Origin of the sequence: Marinomonas atlantica (genome assembly GCF_001639725.1) — a bacterium.
In the GTDB taxonomy this organism is placed as follows: Bacteria; Pseudomonadota; Gammaproteobacteria; order Pseudomonadales; family Marinomonadaceae; genus Marinomonas; species Marinomonas atlantica.
Genome location: NZ_LTAW01000001.1, coordinates 217,376 through 234,130, shown reverse-complemented (window position 1 = coordinate 234,130; position 16,755 = coordinate 217,376). Strand labels below are relative to the sequence as shown.

At 49.0% G+C, this 16,755-nt stretch carries 15 protein-coding genes; 10 read left to right on the top strand and 5 right to left on the bottom strand.

Annotated elements, in window-relative coordinates; all coding sequences use genetic code 11:
* Positions 1–52: 52 nt before the first annotated feature.
* Positions 53–808, top strand: coding sequence for a histidine utilization repressor (hutC, locus tag AYW75_RS01115; RefSeq protein ID WP_067094165.1), 756 nt, complete (start codon positions 53–55; stop codon positions 806–808).
* On the opposite strand, the gene AYW75_RS01110 is transcribed toward hutC, so the two are convergent.
* Entirely contained in the window at positions 805–1,413 is a 609-nt protein-coding gene (locus AYW75_RS01110) for a HutD/Ves family protein (protein WP_067094162.1), read from the bottom strand. The genes hutC and AYW75_RS01110 overlap by 4 nt on opposite strands.
* Positions 1,406–2,803, bottom strand: coding sequence for a formimidoylglutamate deiminase (locus AYW75_RS01105; RefSeq protein WP_067094160.1), 1,398 nt, complete (start codon positions 2,801–2,803; stop codon positions 1,406–1,408). Before AYW75_RS01105 ends, AYW75_RS01110 begins: the two co-directional genes overlap by 8 nt.
* Before the next feature lie 290 nt (positions 2,804–3,093).
* Between AYW75_RS01105 and hutU the strand changes: the two genes are divergently transcribed.
* The 5 genes from hutU (at position 3,094) to AYW75_RS01080 (ending at position 9,280) form a co-directional block, all read left to right on the top strand.
* Positions 3,094–4,779, top strand: coding sequence for a urocanate hydratase (gene hutU / locus AYW75_RS01100; RefSeq protein ID WP_067094157.1), 1,686 nt, complete (start codon positions 3,094–3,096; stop codon positions 4,777–4,779).
* A 13-nt stretch (positions 4,780–4,792) separates the two neighbouring features.
* Complete coding sequence (hutH, locus tag AYW75_RS01095) at positions 4,793–6,328, top strand: histidine ammonia-lyase (RefSeq protein WP_067094155.1); 1,536 nt, start codon at positions 4,793–4,795, stop codon at positions 6,326–6,328.
* Between the two features lie 14 nt (positions 6,329–6,342).
* The gene (hutI, locus tag AYW75_RS01090; protein WP_067094151.1) at positions 6,343–7,569 is read left to right on the top strand and encodes an imidazolonepropionase; all 1,227 of its coding nucleotides are present in this window, start codon (positions 6,343–6,345) and stop codon (positions 7,567–7,569) included.
* On the top strand, positions 7,566–8,393 hold the full coding sequence (hutG, locus tag AYW75_RS01085; protein ID WP_067094148.1) for an N-formylglutamate deformylase: 828 nt from the start codon (positions 7,566–7,568) through the stop codon (positions 8,391–8,393). The genes hutI and hutG overlap by 4 nt, the downstream gene beginning before the upstream one ends.
* A 77-nt stretch (positions 8,394–8,470) precedes the next feature.
* Positions 8,471–9,280 carry a MurR/RpiR family transcriptional regulator gene (locus AYW75_RS01080; RefSeq protein WP_067094145.1) on the top strand — a complete coding sequence of 270 codons (810 nt, stop codon included), beginning with the start codon at positions 8,471–8,473 and terminating at the stop codon, positions 9,278–9,280.
* Between the two features lie 75 nt (positions 9,281–9,355).
* Here the strand turns inward: AYW75_RS01080 and AYW75_RS01075 are convergent, their stop codons facing one another.
* The 3 genes from AYW75_RS01075 to uraH all read right to left on the bottom strand — a co-directional run bounded on the left by AYW75_RS01075 (position 9,356) and on the right by uraH (position 12,165).
* Positions 9,356–10,396 (bottom strand): glycosyltransferase family 9 protein, encoded by a 1,041-nt coding sequence (locus AYW75_RS01075; protein ID WP_067094142.1) that lies wholly within the window; start codon positions 10,394–10,396, stop codon positions 9,356–9,358.
* A gap of 77 nt (positions 10,397–10,473) precedes the next feature.
* A complete protein-coding gene (hpxO, locus tag AYW75_RS01070; protein WP_067094139.1) occupies positions 10,474–11,628 on the bottom strand; it encodes an FAD-dependent urate hydroxylase HpxO in 1,155 nt (384 codons plus the stop codon).
* A 180-nt stretch (positions 11,629–11,808) separates the two neighbouring features.
* Positions 11,809–12,165 carry a hydroxyisourate hydrolase gene (uraH, locus tag AYW75_RS01065; RefSeq protein WP_067094137.1) on the bottom strand — a complete coding sequence of 119 codons (357 nt, stop codon included), beginning with the start codon at positions 12,163–12,165 and terminating at the stop codon, positions 11,809–11,811.
* 131 nt (positions 12,166–12,296) lie between these two features.
* Here uraH and uraD point away from each other — a divergent pair, with 131 nt between their 5' ends.
* The 4 genes from uraD (at position 12,297) to AYW75_RS01045 (ending at position 16,750) form a co-directional block, all read left to right on the top strand.
* Complete coding sequence (uraD, locus tag AYW75_RS01060; RefSeq protein WP_067094134.1) at positions 12,297–12,836, top strand: 2-oxo-4-hydroxy-4-carboxy-5-ureidoimidazoline decarboxylase; 540 nt, start codon at positions 12,297–12,299, stop codon at positions 12,834–12,836.
* A 92-nt stretch (positions 12,837–12,928) separates the two neighbouring features.
* Complete coding sequence (locus AYW75_RS01055) at positions 12,929–14,101, top strand: amidase (protein WP_067094131.1); 1,173 nt, start codon at positions 12,929–12,931, stop codon at positions 14,099–14,101.
* 3 nt (positions 14,102–14,104) lie between these two features.
* Positions 14,105–15,685 carry a gamma-glutamyltransferase family protein gene (locus AYW75_RS01050; RefSeq protein WP_067094128.1) on the top strand — a complete coding sequence of 527 codons (1,581 nt, stop codon included), beginning with the start codon at positions 14,105–14,107 and terminating at the stop codon, positions 15,683–15,685.
* Positions 15,686–15,931: 246 nt separating this feature from the next.
* On the top strand, positions 15,932–16,750 hold the full coding sequence (locus AYW75_RS01045; RefSeq protein WP_067094125.1) for a sulfite exporter TauE/SafE family protein: 819 nt from the start codon (positions 15,932–15,934) through the stop codon (positions 16,748–16,750).
* Positions 16,751–16,755: the final 5 nt, after the last annotated feature.

Genomic DNA, 16,755 nt, shown 5'->3' with positions numbered 1-16,755 from the left:
AGCCCCATTTGGAGTACCATAATGCTTTCGTTGGATTCTTGGATAGCACACTGTGTCGAAACCTGAAAACCCATTACTTGAGCATTTATTCGATGGCTTAGACGATACGCCGCAGCCGATTTATGCGCGTTTGAAACATGCGATCATTCAACGTATTCAAAGCGGCCATTGGAAGGCGAAACAACGGGTGCCCTCCGAAGCAGAATTTGTACAGGGTTTAGGCGTCAGCCGCATGACGGTTAACCGTGCTCTGCGCGAGCTGACGGCAGAAGGCATTCTTACGCGTCAGCAAGGCTTGGGCACGTTTGTGGCGGAGAAAAAGGCGCATTCGGCCTTGTTTGAAGTGCATAACATCGCCGAAGAAATCCGTGAACGTGGCAATCAGCATCATATGACACTGTTGTTGCTGGAGTCTGGCAAGGCGACTGTCGAAGAAGCCATGATGCTTGGACTACGGACTGGTCACGCTATCTTTCGCTCCGCTGTGCTGCATTTTGAAAACGATTTGCCCATCCAGATCGAAGAGCGCGTTGTCAATGCGCTGATGGCACCAGACTACCCTACGCAAGATTTTACTCAGCATACTGCCTACGAATATCTAATGAGCGTCGCTCCCATGACGGAAGGGGAACATTTGGTAGAAGCTGTGATGCCAAGCAAAGAAGAAAGCCAACATTTGCAGATTGAAACAAGCGAACCCTGCTTGCAAATTCAACGACGCACTTGGGCGGGCGATGATATCGTCACCGCCACACGCTTGTTGCATCCGGGCTCACGTTTCCAGCTGTTTGGCCATTTTGGGCGCTAACGAATTCTCGGAGTTGCTGTCACGGTTACCCAAATGCCACTCCCCGACACCAATGTTAGCTCAGCCGCTGCCAGCATATGCACAGTATGGTCCTTTAAAACCGACACAACTTCAGGCGCTCTACCTGCGACGTTGATAACGATCTGATAATCAGATTGCGCGTACAATCCTTCAAATAAGGCGACATCCGCTTCACTTTTAAGCATCATGGGTGAGCTATGCGTGGCAACATGAGCCACCGTATCCACTTGTCTCACCATAATATTTAGATCCTCTATCGGCCCATCAGTTAATGCGGCATACGTCTTATCACCCCCAGAAAAAGACGCCTGATCTAAGGCGCAGTTCAAAACATGCGGGGGATGACACGTCCTATCAGATTGATGCGACAACATCATTCCGTTACCAGACAGCATCACCAGCGTTCGCTGCAAACCATCAAAGAAGGAGAACATACCGTCTTCGATCACGGCCGCTTGGCTCAAGCGAAAACGAACACCTATTGCATCTTCCAAACGCACAATTTCCAGCGTTTCACCTAGACCATTTTTCCACGGCATGCGCTTGTACTGAGTCGGTGAAATAATGCGATATAGACTAGGCATCGTATATCACTCTTTTAATCACATTAGCGAAATCGCGACGACTCTCCGCTTCTTGTTCATGCTGAAAGTCTTTTACTACCTGCTTACCGAAGACAAACACATCTTTGATGACATTGTCTTGGCAGGCAAATAACCAGCGATTGAGCAGATCGTGCGATTCACTGGCGGCGATGAACGGATACGTGTCATCCAGCACCATGAAGTCTGCTCGACACCCTGCTTGCAATCCCAGTGTCACGTCACAGGCTTGATTGCCCCCGTGTAAAGCTTGGTCAAATAAATAATCGCCAACGCGCGGCTGATTGACACGGTACAACCGGTTGCGTTGTTGATCACGCAAACGCTGGCTGTATTCCAAAGTACGTAACTCTTCCACGACCGACAAACTCACATGGCTGTCAGAGCCAATTCCCCAGCGACCGCCAGCCTGTTCAAACGCCACGCCTGGGAAAATGCCATCGCCAAGATTCGCCTCCGTGGTAGGACATAAACCAGCGACGGCGTTTGAGCGCGCAATGGCCTGTAACTCGCTGTCATCCAAATGGGTGGCATGCACTAGGCACCAACGGCTATTTAAACCAATGTGCTCTTGCAGCCACGCCACGGGGCGCTGACCGCTCCATTTAACACAGTCTTGCACTTCCTTTTGTTGTTCGGCGATGTGGATATGTACACGGGCCTGCTCTGGTGTAGCCTGCAAAACTGTTTCAATTTGCGTCTGTGTCACCGCCCTTAGTGAGTGGAAGCAGACGCCCAATTGATGCTGCGGTTGACCGGCCAGTAAGGACTCACAGGCTTGGTATAATGCTAAATAGGCATCGGTGGAATGAATGAACCGCGCCTGCCCAGACGTCGGCGCTTGCCCGCCGAAACCGGAATGACTGTAAAGCACCGGCAGCAAGGTCACCCCGATCCCCGAATCGTTCGCGGCTGAAAGCAGTTGCTGTGCCATTTCAGTGGGATCGTTATACGGCGTACCACCGACTTGATGATGCAGATAATGAAACTCCCCGACTTGGGAGTAACCCGCTTTGAGCATATCAATATACAGTTGCTTGGCGATGATACACGCGTCTTCAGGTGTCAGTTTTTGCACGACCTTGTACATCAGGTCACGCCAGCTCCAAAAACTATCATTCGGATTCAAGCAGACTTCAGCGGCCCCCGCCATCACCCGCTGAAAGGCGTGTGAATGCACATTGGCCACCGTTGGTAGTACCGGACCTGTGAGAAGCGTCGCGTCTGTCGGACATTTTTGATCGGATTGCACCGAACGGATAACCCCCGCTTGAACATCCAACACAACATTGTTTGCCCACCCGGTCGCCGACCATGCACGCTTAGCGAAGTACAGGTCACTCTTTGTAGGTTTGGTTTTCGTCTCGATCATGATCATGTCCAATAAGAAGCGATAAGGAAGAGTGTAATAGAGCCATTAATGTATATACAAGTAAAACGAAAGCCTCATATGAACATAAACCCTTACTTAAATCTATAACTGTTTGTTTTATTTGAAATAATCCTAAAAAAAAAGGTTTAACATTGATGAATAGTTCATTTATTCATAAAAAAATGTCCGTGAAATACTTGCATACCTCCCTTAAAACCACTAATTTCAATACAAGCTTGTATATACATCTAATAAAAAATAAACAGCCGTATTCACTGTAGGAGTGGTCCATGTCACAACCTAATCATCATACCCGTCATCGCTCTGGCGTTATCAAAGCCGCTACCGGCACCCAGTTAACCGCTAAATCGTGGCTTACCGAAGCGCCACTGCGCATGTTAATGAATAACCTAGATCCAGATGTGGCAGAGAACCCAGAAGAATTGGTGGTCTATGGTGGCATTGGCCGCGCCGCACGCAATTGGGAAAGTTACGATAAAATCGTTGAATCCCTCACCGAACTAGAAGAAGACGAAACCTTGCTGGTTCAGTCGGGTAAGCCGGTAGGCGTATTCAAAACCCACAGCAACGCACCGCGCGTTTTGATTGCTAACTCTAACTTGGTGCCCCACTGGGCTAATTGGGAACATTTCAACGAACTCGACGCCAAAGGTTTGGCGATGTACGGTCAAATGACGGCGGGCTCTTGGATTTACATTGGCAGCCAAGGCATTGTGCAAGGCACCTATGAAACGTTCGTGGAAGCAGGTCGCCAGCATTATGATGGCAAACTCGCAGGTCGCTGGGTACTGACGGCAGGCTTGGGCGGCATGGGTGGCGCGCAGCCTCTTGCAGCCACCTTAGCGGGTGCCTGTTCATTGAACATCGAATGTCAGCAAAGCCGTATCGACTTCCGTTTACGCACTCGTTATGTGGACGAGCAAGCGACCGATTTAGACGATGCTATGGCACGCATTAAGCAATACACAGCCGAAGGCAAAGCGGTGTCGATCGCCCTCTGTGGTAATGCTGCCGATATTCTGCCAGAGATGGTCAAACGTGGTATTCGTCCTGATATGGTGACCGACCAAACGTCCGCGCACGACCCGCTTAATGGTTATTTACCGATTGGCATGAGCTGGGAGGAATACCGCGACAAAGCGCAAACGCAGCCTAAGGAAATCGTCACCGCTGCAAAAAAATCCATGGCGAAGCACGTGCAAGCCATGTTGGATTTTCAAAAAATGGGCGTACCAACATTTGATTACGGCAACAACATTCGTCAAATGGCGATGGAAGAAGGCGTCGAAAACGCGTTTGATTTCCCAGGCTTTGTACCCGCTTACATTCGCCCCTTATTCTGTCGCGGCATTGGCCCATTCCGTTGGGCGGCACTGTCAGGCGACCCCGAAGACATTTATAAAACTGATGCCAAAGTGAAAGAGCTGATCGCCGACGATGAACATCTGCATCACTGGCTTGATATGGCTCGCGAACGCATTCAATTCCAAGGTCTGCCAGCACGTATTTGTTGGGTCGGACTGGGACAGCGGGCCAAACTTGGCCTGGCCTTCAATGAAATGGTGCGCAGTGGAGAATTGTCTGCGCCTATCGTGATTGGCCGAGACCACCTAGACTCAGGGTCTGTTGCCAGTCCAAACCGTGAAACCGAAGGCATGCAAGATGGCTCCGACGCGGTATCAGATTGGCCGCTATTAAACGCGCTTTTGAACACCGCTTCTGGCGCCACATGGGTGTCGTTGCATCACGGTGGTGGCGTGGGTATGGGCTTCTCGCAACACTCCGGTATGGTGATTGTCTGTGATGGCAGCGACGATGCCGCTGAACGTATTGCGCGTGTACTGCACAACGACCCAGCAACAGGCGTTATGCGTCATGCCGACGCTGGCTATGACATTGCCATCGACTGTGCCAAAGAACAACAACTTAACTTGCCAATGATCACTGGCCAATAATTCGAGGTAGACCATGTTTGAATTAACCTTACAACCGGGCAAGTTAAGCCTAAACGATTTGCGCCAAATCAGCCGCCGTTCGGTCAAGATACAATTGGACGAAAGCGCTATTCCGGCGATTAATGCCAGCACCCAAGTGGTCAACGATGTAATCGCACAAAACCGCACGGTTTATGGCATTAACACAGGCTTTGGCCTACTGGCCAATACCCGCATCGCCCCAGAAGATTTAGACGAGCTGCAGCGTAGTATCGTGTTGTCCCACGCCGCTGGCATCGGCGCACTGATGGACGATCAAACGGTTAAGCTGATCATGGCGCTTAAAGTAAACAGCCTAGCACGTGGTTTCTCGGGCATCCGTTTAAGTGTGATTGAAGCCTTGATCACCTTGATCAATAAACAAGTTTATCCGTGTATTCCGAAAAAAGGCTCCGTGGGCGCGTCCGGTGACCTAGCGCCATTGGCTCATATGAGCACGGTGCTACTCGGCGAAGGCCAAGCCCGTTACCAAGGCGAAATCCTATCGGGTAAAGCGGCACTCGCCATTGCCGGATTAGAGCCCATTACCTTAGCCCCGAAAGAAGGCCTAGCACTGCTGAATGGTACCCAAGCGTCTACCGCGTTTGCCTTAGAAGGTCTGTTCCAAGCGGAAGATTTGTTTGCTTCGGCTACCGTATGTGGCGCTTTAACCGTGGAAGCCGCGCTCGGCAGCCGCAGCCCATTTGACGACCGTATTCATCAAGTACGAGGTCATCAAACACAAATTGATGCCGCAGCCGCATACCGCCATCTTCTAGGAGAATCCAGCGAGCTGGGTGATTCCCACGTGGGTTGTGAAAAAGTTCAAGACCCCTACTCGTTGCGTTGTCAGCCACAAGTCATGGGCGCTTGTTTAGAACAAATCCGCAGCGCTGCCAGCGTGCTGTGCGTAGAAGCCAACTCTGTCTCGGATAACCCGTTAGTATTTGCCGCTGAAGGTGACATCATTTCGGGAGGGAATTTCCATGCCGAACCCGTTGCTATGGCGGCCGACAACTTAGCCTTAGCCATCGCTGAGATTGGCAGCTTGTCAGAGCGTCGTATGGCGCTGCTGATCGACAGTAACCTAAGCAAATTGCCACCGTTCTTGGTCGATAATGGCGGCGTGAACTCAGGCTTTATGATCGCCCAAGTCACCGCCGCTGCATTGGCCAGTGAGAACAAAACCTATGCCCACCCTGCGTCTGTCGACAGTCTACCGACTTCTGCTAACCAAGAAGACCATGTCTCCATGGCGACGTTTGCCGCTCGTCGATTAAACGACATGTCGGAAAACACCCGTGGCATTCTCGCGGTGGAAATTTTATCCGCAGTACAAGGTTTGGATTTTCGTGCGCCGCTTAAATCATCCGAGTCTTTAGAGCTGGCACGCGCTACATTAAGAGCACGCGTACCGTTTTACGATAAAGACCGCTACTTCGCGCCCGACATTGAAAAGGCGAACAACTTGCTTAAAGAAGCGACTCACAATGACAGTATGCCTGAGGGTTTACTGCCAAGTTTGCATTGATCTAAGGAGCTCACATGACGCAATCGGACGACCTCATGCAGCTCGACAGTTTATGGCGCGGCATTCATGTCGCGACCATGAAAGACGGAAAATACAGCACGATAGAAAACGCCGCCATCGGTGTTCACGGCGGCCGTATTGCGTGGATCGGCCCCGCCGATCAGTTGCCGCGCTACCAGACTCAGCAAGAGCACGATATGGCAGGGTGCTGGGTCACGCCGGGGCTAATCGACTGCCACACACACCTAGTATTTGGTGGCAATCGTGCGGGTGAATTTGAACAACGCTTAAACGGTGTCAGCTATCAAGACATTGCCGCCCAAGGGGGCGGCATTGCGGCTTCCGTCAGTGCTACGCGAGCTGCCAGTGAAGCAGACTTGGTCGCCAGCAGTAAACGTCGCCTGCAAAGCCTGATGCGGGATGGCGTCACCACGGTTGAGATCAAATCCGGCTATGGTTTGTCACTTGAAAGCGAGCTAAAAATGCTGCGCGTCGCAACCACTTTAGGTAACGAACTGCCCGTTACGATCAAGCGTACCTGCTTGGCAGCCCATGCCATGCCCCCAGAGTTTGATGACAAAGATTGCTACATTGATTATCTCTGTGATGAGGTGTTGCCGAAGATCGCGGCGTTAGGCGTGGCCGATGCAGTCGACGCTTTTTGCGAGCACATTGCGTTCAGCCCCGAGCAAGTCGAGCGTTACTTTCAAACGGCAGTTAAATTAGGCTTGCCGGTCAAACTCCATGCGGAACAATTGTCAGCCTTAGGCGGTAGTGCCATGGCCGCACGTTATCAGGCACTATCTGCCGACCATCTGGAATTTATCACTGAAGACGATGTCAAAGCCATGGCCAGCGCTGGTACTGTGGCGGTGTTATTGCCTGGCGCGTTCTATACGCTAAAAGAAACCCAACTACCGCCAATGAGCTTGCTGCGTGAGCACGGTGTCAAAATTGCCATTGCCACCGACGCCAACCCAGGCACCTCGCCTGCACTGTCATTGCGCTTAATGATGAATATGGCCTGTACACTGTTTGGCATGACACCCGAAGAAGCCTTGGCTGGCACCACCTTGAACGCCGCCAACGCTCTGGGTATGGCGCACACGCATGGCTCGTTAGAAATGGGGAAAGTAGCCGATTTTATTTGCTGGGATGTAGAAAGTCCGGGGGAATTAAGCTATTGGTTAGGAGGAGATCTCGTGAAACAACGCATTCAACAGGGAATCATTAGCTCATGACACCATTCAGTTCAACGCTCGACCATGCGCCATTTGAGTTTCGCCAAAGCGAAACACCTCTGCTTGTCAGCATGCCTCACTCGGGGTTAGAGGTGCCAAATAGCATTGTCGATGGGTTAACAGAACAAGCTAAAAAACTGCCTGATACGGACTGGTATATCCCTGAGCTGTATAGTTTTTTAGAATCTTTAGGTGTCGGTGTCATCAAAGCCAACTATTCTCGCTATGTCATTGATCTTAATCGGCCGATTGATGACAAACCTCTGTACCAAAGTAAAACGACAGGGCTGTTTCCTAATATTTTATTTGACGAGCAGCCCATTTTCGAAGCCGGACGCGCTCCAACTGATGCTCAACGTGCAGAGTTTAAAGAACACATTTGGCAGCATTACCACACCACAATCGCCATGGAGCTCGCACGATTGAAAGCCAAGTTCGGCTACGCCATCTTGTTTGATGCCCACAGCATAGCCGCCCAAGTGCCCATGCTGTTTGAAGGGACACTGCCTGATTTCAACTGGGGCACCAACCAAGGCGTATCCTGCGATCAAGCCCTACTCGACGCGGTACTCGACACTATTGATCCAGTTTACTCCGTTGTCTCTAATGGGCGCTTCAAAGGCGGTTACATTACTCGACACTTCGGCCAACCGGAGCAAGGCATCCACGCGATTCAGTTAGAATTATCACAAGCAACTTACCTCAATGAAGAGCAGGCTGCACGGGACATTTACCATCTGGATAACGCAAAACTGCCAGACATACAGAAACAACTTAAAGCGGTTATTGAGGCATGTTTAGGCGCAAGGTTCGACACTGTTTAAAACATTCAACATTGGCACGCTACCCGCTTTCGATTACCTTATACGTCATACTCTGATCTACTAAGGCGATACAACACGTGAAGCAAGATGTTCTTTCTTTAATCGAGCAAAACTACCCGACCCTGTCGCCTTCAGCGCGTACCATCGCAAATTACTTGCAGCAGCACCCGCTAGCAATTGTTAGCCAAACATCAGCTGAGATTGCCGAACATACGCATACCTCTAAAGCCACGGTCAGCCGCTTCTTTCGTCAATTAGGTTTTGAATCTCAACAAGATGCAAAACAGGCCCAATTACAATTGCGTCAGAACGGAGTGCCTGTTTTAACTCAAGGTCACTCAATAGATCAAACCGCTGAAGAATTAAAAAACTTATCGCAGACCTTTGAAGGTTTGCAGGCCGATATACTCAATGACGTGTGCGCTAAATTAGCGAACGCCAGCCGTGTTACGTTGATTGGCTTTCGTAATTCTTATCCCGTGGCGTTGCACTTTCGCCAACAGTTACAGCAGATTCGGCCGTCTATCCGTTTACTGCCTCAACCAGGGCAGACATTAGGGGAAGATTTACACGATATTTTAGACGATGAAGTGATTGTGTTATTTGGCTTCCAGCGCCGCACTCGTGTCTTTAAGAAAATCGTCGAAGTACTGCAAGACCATCAAACAATCCTGATCACGGACCCTACCGGTCAAATGTACAATCAACAAGTCAGCCAAGTCTTAGTGTGCCATTTGGGTAATGATAATCCTTTTTACAGCTATGCTGCACCGATGAGCTTAGTGTCGATGTTGTCTAATCGCGTATATGATCTGATTGGTAAAAACGGCCATCATCGCACCCAAGCGATTTCTCAGCTTTTCAATGAATTAGGTGAGATGGAATAACTGCCCAAGTGCTATGACTACGAATAAAAACCAACCTTCAAACAGATTGGTTTTTAACCATTTCTGCAGTTTTAATTAATGTTGTAATGCTTTGACCATACTGGCTACAACCTCTGAGCTTGAAGGAATACTCGCATCAGCACGCATGACAATATGATGTGATTCGTAAAGCGGCGTATAGCGATAAGGTACCGTAAAATAGAATATCCCTACCGTTGGCGTATGTGTCGATATCGCGATATTTCGAACCCCTGTATCGGGTGCCACAAGTAGCGACGCTTTAGCGACTTTCATCACTAAGTCATCTAAAGGTAAACACGCCTGGATCGAGAAGTTACTTTTCGACGTTAAGTCTTCCAGAAACTCACCTTTTTCAAAGTCATTTTTACCTTCTAAATAAACATGTTGGTAATCTGGTAACGCAGCCATTCCCTGCTCCACAACGTCACGCATCTGCTCTTTAGACAGGATTTTGCTTTTCATCGAAGCACCATTGAAGTACAAAATAAATGGCTGCTCTTTATCACAAACAACTTGGTGATCTGGGTAGGCAAACTCTAAACGTCTTGGTGGTGTATGTCCTAAAATACGCAGCATGTCTAGCATCACCTCAACTTCAGGCTGTAAGTCAGAACGAAAAACTGCCACGTCACACAGTACTCTACGGATCAAATTATTGTAGGGGAAACCAATTTTAAGCTTTGCTTTGCCCAGCGCCATCATCCAATGGGAGCGATTGGTACTGGCGAGATCAAACATGAGGTCTTGTTCACCAAGTGCTTTGACACAGGCAATTTTATCTTTACTACCTGTGGTTTTTCGCATATCAGTGCCGGGCATAATACTCACATGATCCACTAAATCGACCGGCATTCCATATTGATAATTAGAAACAGCTGCTAAGGTAATTTCTGCATTCGGAAAGAACTTGCGCGCTTCGACTAAGAATGGACGTAGGATCACTTGATCACCCAACGCAGCATGACGAATTACGGTGATTTTTTTGATTGCGTTAGGGTCAAACTCTTCACGCAAAAAATGACGTGCTTTTTTGTTGGCGTACGCACCACGCTCAAACCAAAGATGTTTTAAACGATCTGGTGGGAGTTTTGTCATGTGTTAATCCGTTATAAGGTGCAAACAATAGGTAAACGGATTTTACTGATAAGCAGCGGCGATGCAAAAATATCTCATCATCCAAGAGGACCACCCAAAATTGTTTTTGACAAACCGCTCAAGATACCAGTGCCATCCTCATTGCGTAATTCTTCATACCAAGCTTTGGTTTCATCTGGGTTAAAGCCATGGGTTACCTCACAGCGTTTGCGTGCCTTAAGCACCAAATCTTTTACACGCTCTAAACGAGCATCGTTGTAACGCAACAAAGCACCTTCGATATCCTTGCAAGTTGCAAAGCTGCGTCCTAGTACCACAGCATCTTCTAGCGCGGCACCTCCGCCTTGGCCAATATCAGGAGTAGTGCTGTGCCCTGCATCACCTAACAAGGCAACACGCCCTTTCACTAACGGGCTAAAAGGGTCGACATCATGGATTTCAATACGGTTGGTAGTATCGGGATTAATGACATCGATCAAGCGCTGGACCGGTTCAGCCCACCCTTCAAAATAGCCTTTAAGGTCTTTGATTACGGTAGAACGATCTTGCGGTAAGCCTTTTTCAAGCGGCACATCAAAGAAAAAGTAGAAGCGGTTGTCGGCAATGGGCATGACAGAGACACGTTTGCCATCCGCCACAAACATTGTCCATTGCTCCGCTGGAGCAATGCTTTCATCGATCTCAACTAAGCCATTCCAATTCACATAGCCTGCGTAGCGCCGTTCCACTTTGTGACCCATTAGATAGTCACGGGCGATAGAATGAGCACCATCGGCCGCAATCATAAAGTCCCCTTGTGCCGTGCTACCGTCGGTAAATGTGGCGGTCACACCCTGATCATTTTGGCTGACACTCTCTAGGCGTTTACCAAACTGGACTCTATGGCGCCCCCACCAATCAATCATGCGTGATTGCAGATCTGCACGAGAGACCGGACAGGGTCGTTCCCCCACCTCTTCAACCAAGGGCGATAAGCTAAATTGCGTCATTTTTTCACCACTAAAGCCTTCAAGATACGCCATGTAATGCATCGGCCCACCCAGATCGTCCATGATTTTGCCCATCCCCAAGTGATTCATGCACTTTACGCCATTGGACCAAACCGAAATCGCCGCACCAACCGGTTTCATTTCTTTTACTGCTTCATAGATCTCGCACTCAATACCTTGTTGATCCAATGCCGCGGCGGCCGACATACCACCGATGCCCGCACCAATGATGATTGCTTTCATAACGATACCTCATTGCCTAAATACTGCGTTATACAGTACATCGCAAGAACTGTGCCCAAAGCAGGCATTCCTAGGAACGCCTTTGATGGCAAGGAACTTAATAACCATTTGGTCAATTTTAGCAATTAACAAGCAAAACCAGGCGCACTCAATCAGTGCAACCAATCAAATCTGTGCACCTTAACTGCCTCGGTAAGTACTGTAAGAATAAGGTGTTACCAACAATGGCACATGATAATGGCGGTCTTCATCGCTTACACCAAAACGTAATAACACCACATCCAGAAAGCGAGGCTCAGGTAATTCCACCCCTTTTTCAGCAAAGTAGTCACCGACCGAGAATGCCAATTCATAACACCCAGCTTGGAAAGCGTCACCTTCAAGTAGCGGCGAATCACAACGGCCATCAGTATTTGAAATCGTTTTAGAGACCAAGTTTCGCGTACCATCTTCTGCTAATTTGTACAGCTCGATAATGACACCCGATGCAGCAACGCCGCGCGTGTTATCCAAAATATGTGTTGTTAAATAGCCCATTTCCAGCCCTCAAAATAGCCCTATGCTCACTATCCATTTAAAAAATTAACACTTGCACTGACAAGTGATTACGATCAAAAGTGACTGTCAGCTAATCACAAATCCACCCCAGACACCAACAAGGAGATGTAATGAGTAACCATAAAACATCACTTTTAGAACTAGATAAAGACAGCTTCATCAATCACTTAAAAGATATTTACGAACACTCTAAGTGGGTTGCTGTGGCACTTTATGAGCAACGTGATGCACTCAAAGCGCATTCTGAGGGACTGCAATATTCGGTGGCACAAGCCATGCAAGACATTGTTGAAAATGCTGACCACAGCACACAGCTGGCCCTGTTACGCGCTCATCCTGATCTGGCTGGAAAAGCCGCACTGGCTGGGGAGCTAACTGATGCTTCCAGCAATGAGCAAGCTGGCGCAGGATTAGATACTTTAAGTCCGATGGAGTTGGAGTATTTCTTAGCATTGAACACAGGCTATCGTGACAAATTCGGCTTCCCGTTCATCATGGCGGTCAGAGGTGCAACTAAGGACCAAATCATTGAAGGGTTTGAAGCTCGCTTACCCAGTACCCAAGAAAAAGAGTTCCGCCACGCATTAAACGAAGTACATAAAATTGCAGGCTTTCGCTTACAAGATTTACCAGAGGAATTATGGGGATAACGACCAAAATTGGTGCATAAAATGTTTCTTTTGTTCCAGTTGACAGATTATGGAAACGATTGTTTCATATAGGCAAATCAAAGGAGCAAACAATGCAGCATTCCATCACCACTAGCCCATTTTTAAGACTGACACTGGCCAGCTTTCCAAGCTGCCCTGCTGCGTCAGAGCAACCGTTGGCTGGAATGCGTTTAGCCGTGAAAGATTTGTTTCATATGCAAGGTTTACCTACTTCAGCAGGTAACCCTACTTGGCTAGCCACTCACGATTTACCCACCACAACGGCCTCAAGCGTGATCAAGCTGCTGCAAGCTGGCGCACAGTTTGTCGGAAAAACCATTACCGACGAACTGGCCTACAGCCTCAACGGTCAAAATATCCATTACGGCACACCAGAGAACCCGGTAACACCTGATCGCTTACCAGGAGGCTCCTCTTCTGGTTCGGCGGTGGCCGTAGCAAAAGGTTTTGCTGACATTGGCTTAGGCACCGATACGGGTGGATCGATTCGTGTGCCTTCCAGCTACAATGGTCTGTTCGGTTTACGTCCAACCCACGGCATAATTGCCATGGATAACATGGTGCCGCTTGCGCCATCGTTTGATACGGTGGGTTTCATGACTCGTCGCTTAGACGAACTTGAAAAAGTAGCCCACGAAGTTCTGCCCGCACAGCAGCCAAAACTAAATAAAGTTCTGATTGCTAAGGATTTAATTCAGCAAGTTGAACACAAAGACGCACTTCTACAGCTGCTGAATACTTGGCATGCTCAAGACAAGCTCAACATTGGGCAAAGTCTTGAAGTTGATCCTGCTTATTGGCAAACCAGCACGACCTTCCGAACTCTACAAGGGGCGGAAATTTGGCAAACCCATGGCACTTGGATTTTACAAAATGACCCTGATTTTGCACCAGATATTACCAGTCGTTTTGAGTGGACAAGCACCATCAAAGCTGAAGATGTAGACCAAGCAAAATTACAACAAGCGAGGTTTCGCTCGTGGTTGGATGAACAACTTGAAGGAGCTGTGCTTATTTTGCCAACGACACCCGGTTGCTCTCCATTTTTAACCATGCAAGACAGTGAGTTAGCGAATTACCGCAATCAACTATTAGAGCTTACTGCAATTGCTGGCCTGTGCGGCCTTCCTCAATTGCACTTACCTGTTTGTGAGATCAACGGCGCACCATGCGGCCTGTCTTTGATTGGCCCTCGAGGCAGTGATCTTAGTTTGATCGCCCTCGCCAAAACATTAATGGAGTAATACATGTCTTCTATCGCGTTTACCGCACCGCACCATGAGGCGACCAAAGCAGGCCAAGCCATTCTTGAGCAAGGCGGCACTGCCATCGAAGCGATGGTCGCAGCTGCCGCAACGATTGCTGTGGTCTACCCCCATATGAATGGTCTGGGCGGTGATGGTTTTTGGCTGATCAGCGAGCCAGGTAAAACACCGATTGGCATTGATGCGTCGGGTAAAGCGGCGCAAAAAGCCACGCTGGATTTTTATGCAGGAGACGATGCCATCCCAACTCGAGGCGGCAAGGCTGCCGTAACGATGGCCGGAGCCGTGGCCGGATGGCAAAAAGCGTTAGATATCAGCGCCTTTTGGCAATCACCAAAGTCTCTAAACGAACTTCTGAAAAATGCCATCGATCACGCTAAGAATGGCATTGAAATTACCGAAAGCCTGCAGTCGGCAAGTCGTAAAGTACACGACGACTTGGCAATATTACCGGGTTTTTCACAATTTTTAGATCAGGGTGAAACACTTACCCAAGGTAATTGCTTAACCCTTAATACGCTGGCAAAGACATTAGAGCACTTGGCAGAAGCAGGTTTAGAAGATTTCTACCATGGTTCCATAGCAGAAAAATTAGCGAACGATTTAGAAGCCGCAGGCTCACCGATTCGTGTGGAGGATTTCGAGAGCTACCGTGCTACTGAAGTCACCCCGCTCAATGTGCATACCAGCACAGGAACACTTTATAACTTACCCGCACCCACACAAGGTATCGCTTCGTTGATCATCTTGGCTCTGTATGACCGCATTTACAAGATGGGGGATGGCAGCGAAACCGACATGGCGCACCTTTTGATTGAGGCCACAAAGCAAGCCTTTATCGCTCGCAATGAGTACGTCACCGATCCCACACGGTTAAGTGTTGAACTACAGGATTTACTCAGTGATGCAAACCTCGCAACGATGACGGACAAGATTGTCATCGACCAAGCGCAAGCGTGGCCACACCCTGCGAAGCACGGTGACACCATTTGGATGGGTTGCTGTGACAGTGAAGGAAGAATGGTGAGTTATATTCAAAGTTTGTTTTGGGAATTTGGCAGTGGCATCGTCAGCCCAAGCACAGGCATTGTTTGGAACAACAGAGGATCGTCCTTCAGCCTTGAGAAAGGCAACTTGCAGGAACTTAAACCCAATTTAAAACCTTTTCATACCTTAAACCCTGCGTTTGCAGAGCTAGCAGATGGACGCCGTATCAGCTACGGCACCATGGGTGGCGAAGGCCAACCACAAACTCAAGCGGCTTTATTCAGCCGTTACGTGTATCACAAGCAGCCTTTAGACACTAGTATCGCGGCTGGGCGCTGGCTACTTGGCCGCACTTGGGGCGATGTCAGTCATAATTTAAAAGTGGAAAGTGATCTCGCCGCCGATGCCGCACAGTCATTGATTGCTCATGGACACGACCTTGTTGAAGTGCCTGCCTGCAATGAGTTAATGGGCCATGCTGGCGCTGTGGTGCTATTCCCTGAGGGCAATACCGACGCCGCCACCGACCCACGCAGTGATGGCTTAGCGGTTTCTTCGGCTAGTCATTCAGGTTAAGTCATTGGGTCTGATATGCATCGAAGTTGATTCTGAAAGCGCCGTCCGTTGGGCATCCCTGCTCAAAAGTCCGGCACGCCCAACCATGGGCTGACTCTTTTCATAATCAGCTTCTTGCTAAACAATCTGACTTAAATAGGAGCAGACAACCCTTCAAAGACCAGCAATCAGGATGATTAAGCTGGGTCGAGAAGGGGTTGTTGTTCCCATAACACAAACATTTCGACGTAAAAGTGAGAGTAAAACATGTCATTCATAATGGAAAACTATTCCATGATTTTAGCCATGATGGGCACGGGCGTAGTCGCAGGTATCTTGGCTGGCCTTTTAGGTGTTGGCGGCGGTATCGTGATTGTTCCAGTACTGTTCTTCTTGTACCAAGGGCTCGGCGTCAGCGCTGATACGGCGATGCTAGTGGCCACCGCAACGTCGCTCGCAACGATCATTCCAACGTCAATCAGCTCTATCCGCGCCCATCATGCTAAAGGCAATGTGGACTTTCAGTTACTGAAGTTTTGGGGCGTTTTTATCTTTCTAGGTGTGTTAGTGGGCAGCTATGTGGTGACACAAGTCGAAGGCCAATGGCTAACCTTGCTGTTCGGCGTCATTGCAACGCTATCCGCTTTAAACATGTTGCTGGGTAAAAAGGACGCCATGTTCCAATCACTACCAGGCAAAGGCGGGCAAGGTGTCATCGCCACTTGCATTGGCTTCTTTAGCTCTATGGTTGGCATCGGAGGCGGTACGTTAACCGTACCAACGCTTACGTTTTGTAATTACCCTGCTCACCGAGCAGTAGGTACTGCCGCAGCGGTTGGCCTGATCATTTCACTGCCTGCCGCCATCACTATGCTTATTGTGGGTCAAACACCTATCGATTCACCATTCGGCACCTTTGGCTTAGTAAACCTAGTCGGCGCAGCCTGTATCATCCCGCTGACGGTATTGTTTGCGCCCGTTGGTGCAGGTCTTGCACAACGTTTGAACGCTGCCATGTTGAAAAAGGTCTTTGCCGTCGTGCTGATCTTTACTGGTTTACGAATGCTTTATCAAGTTTTAGCGTAGGAGCT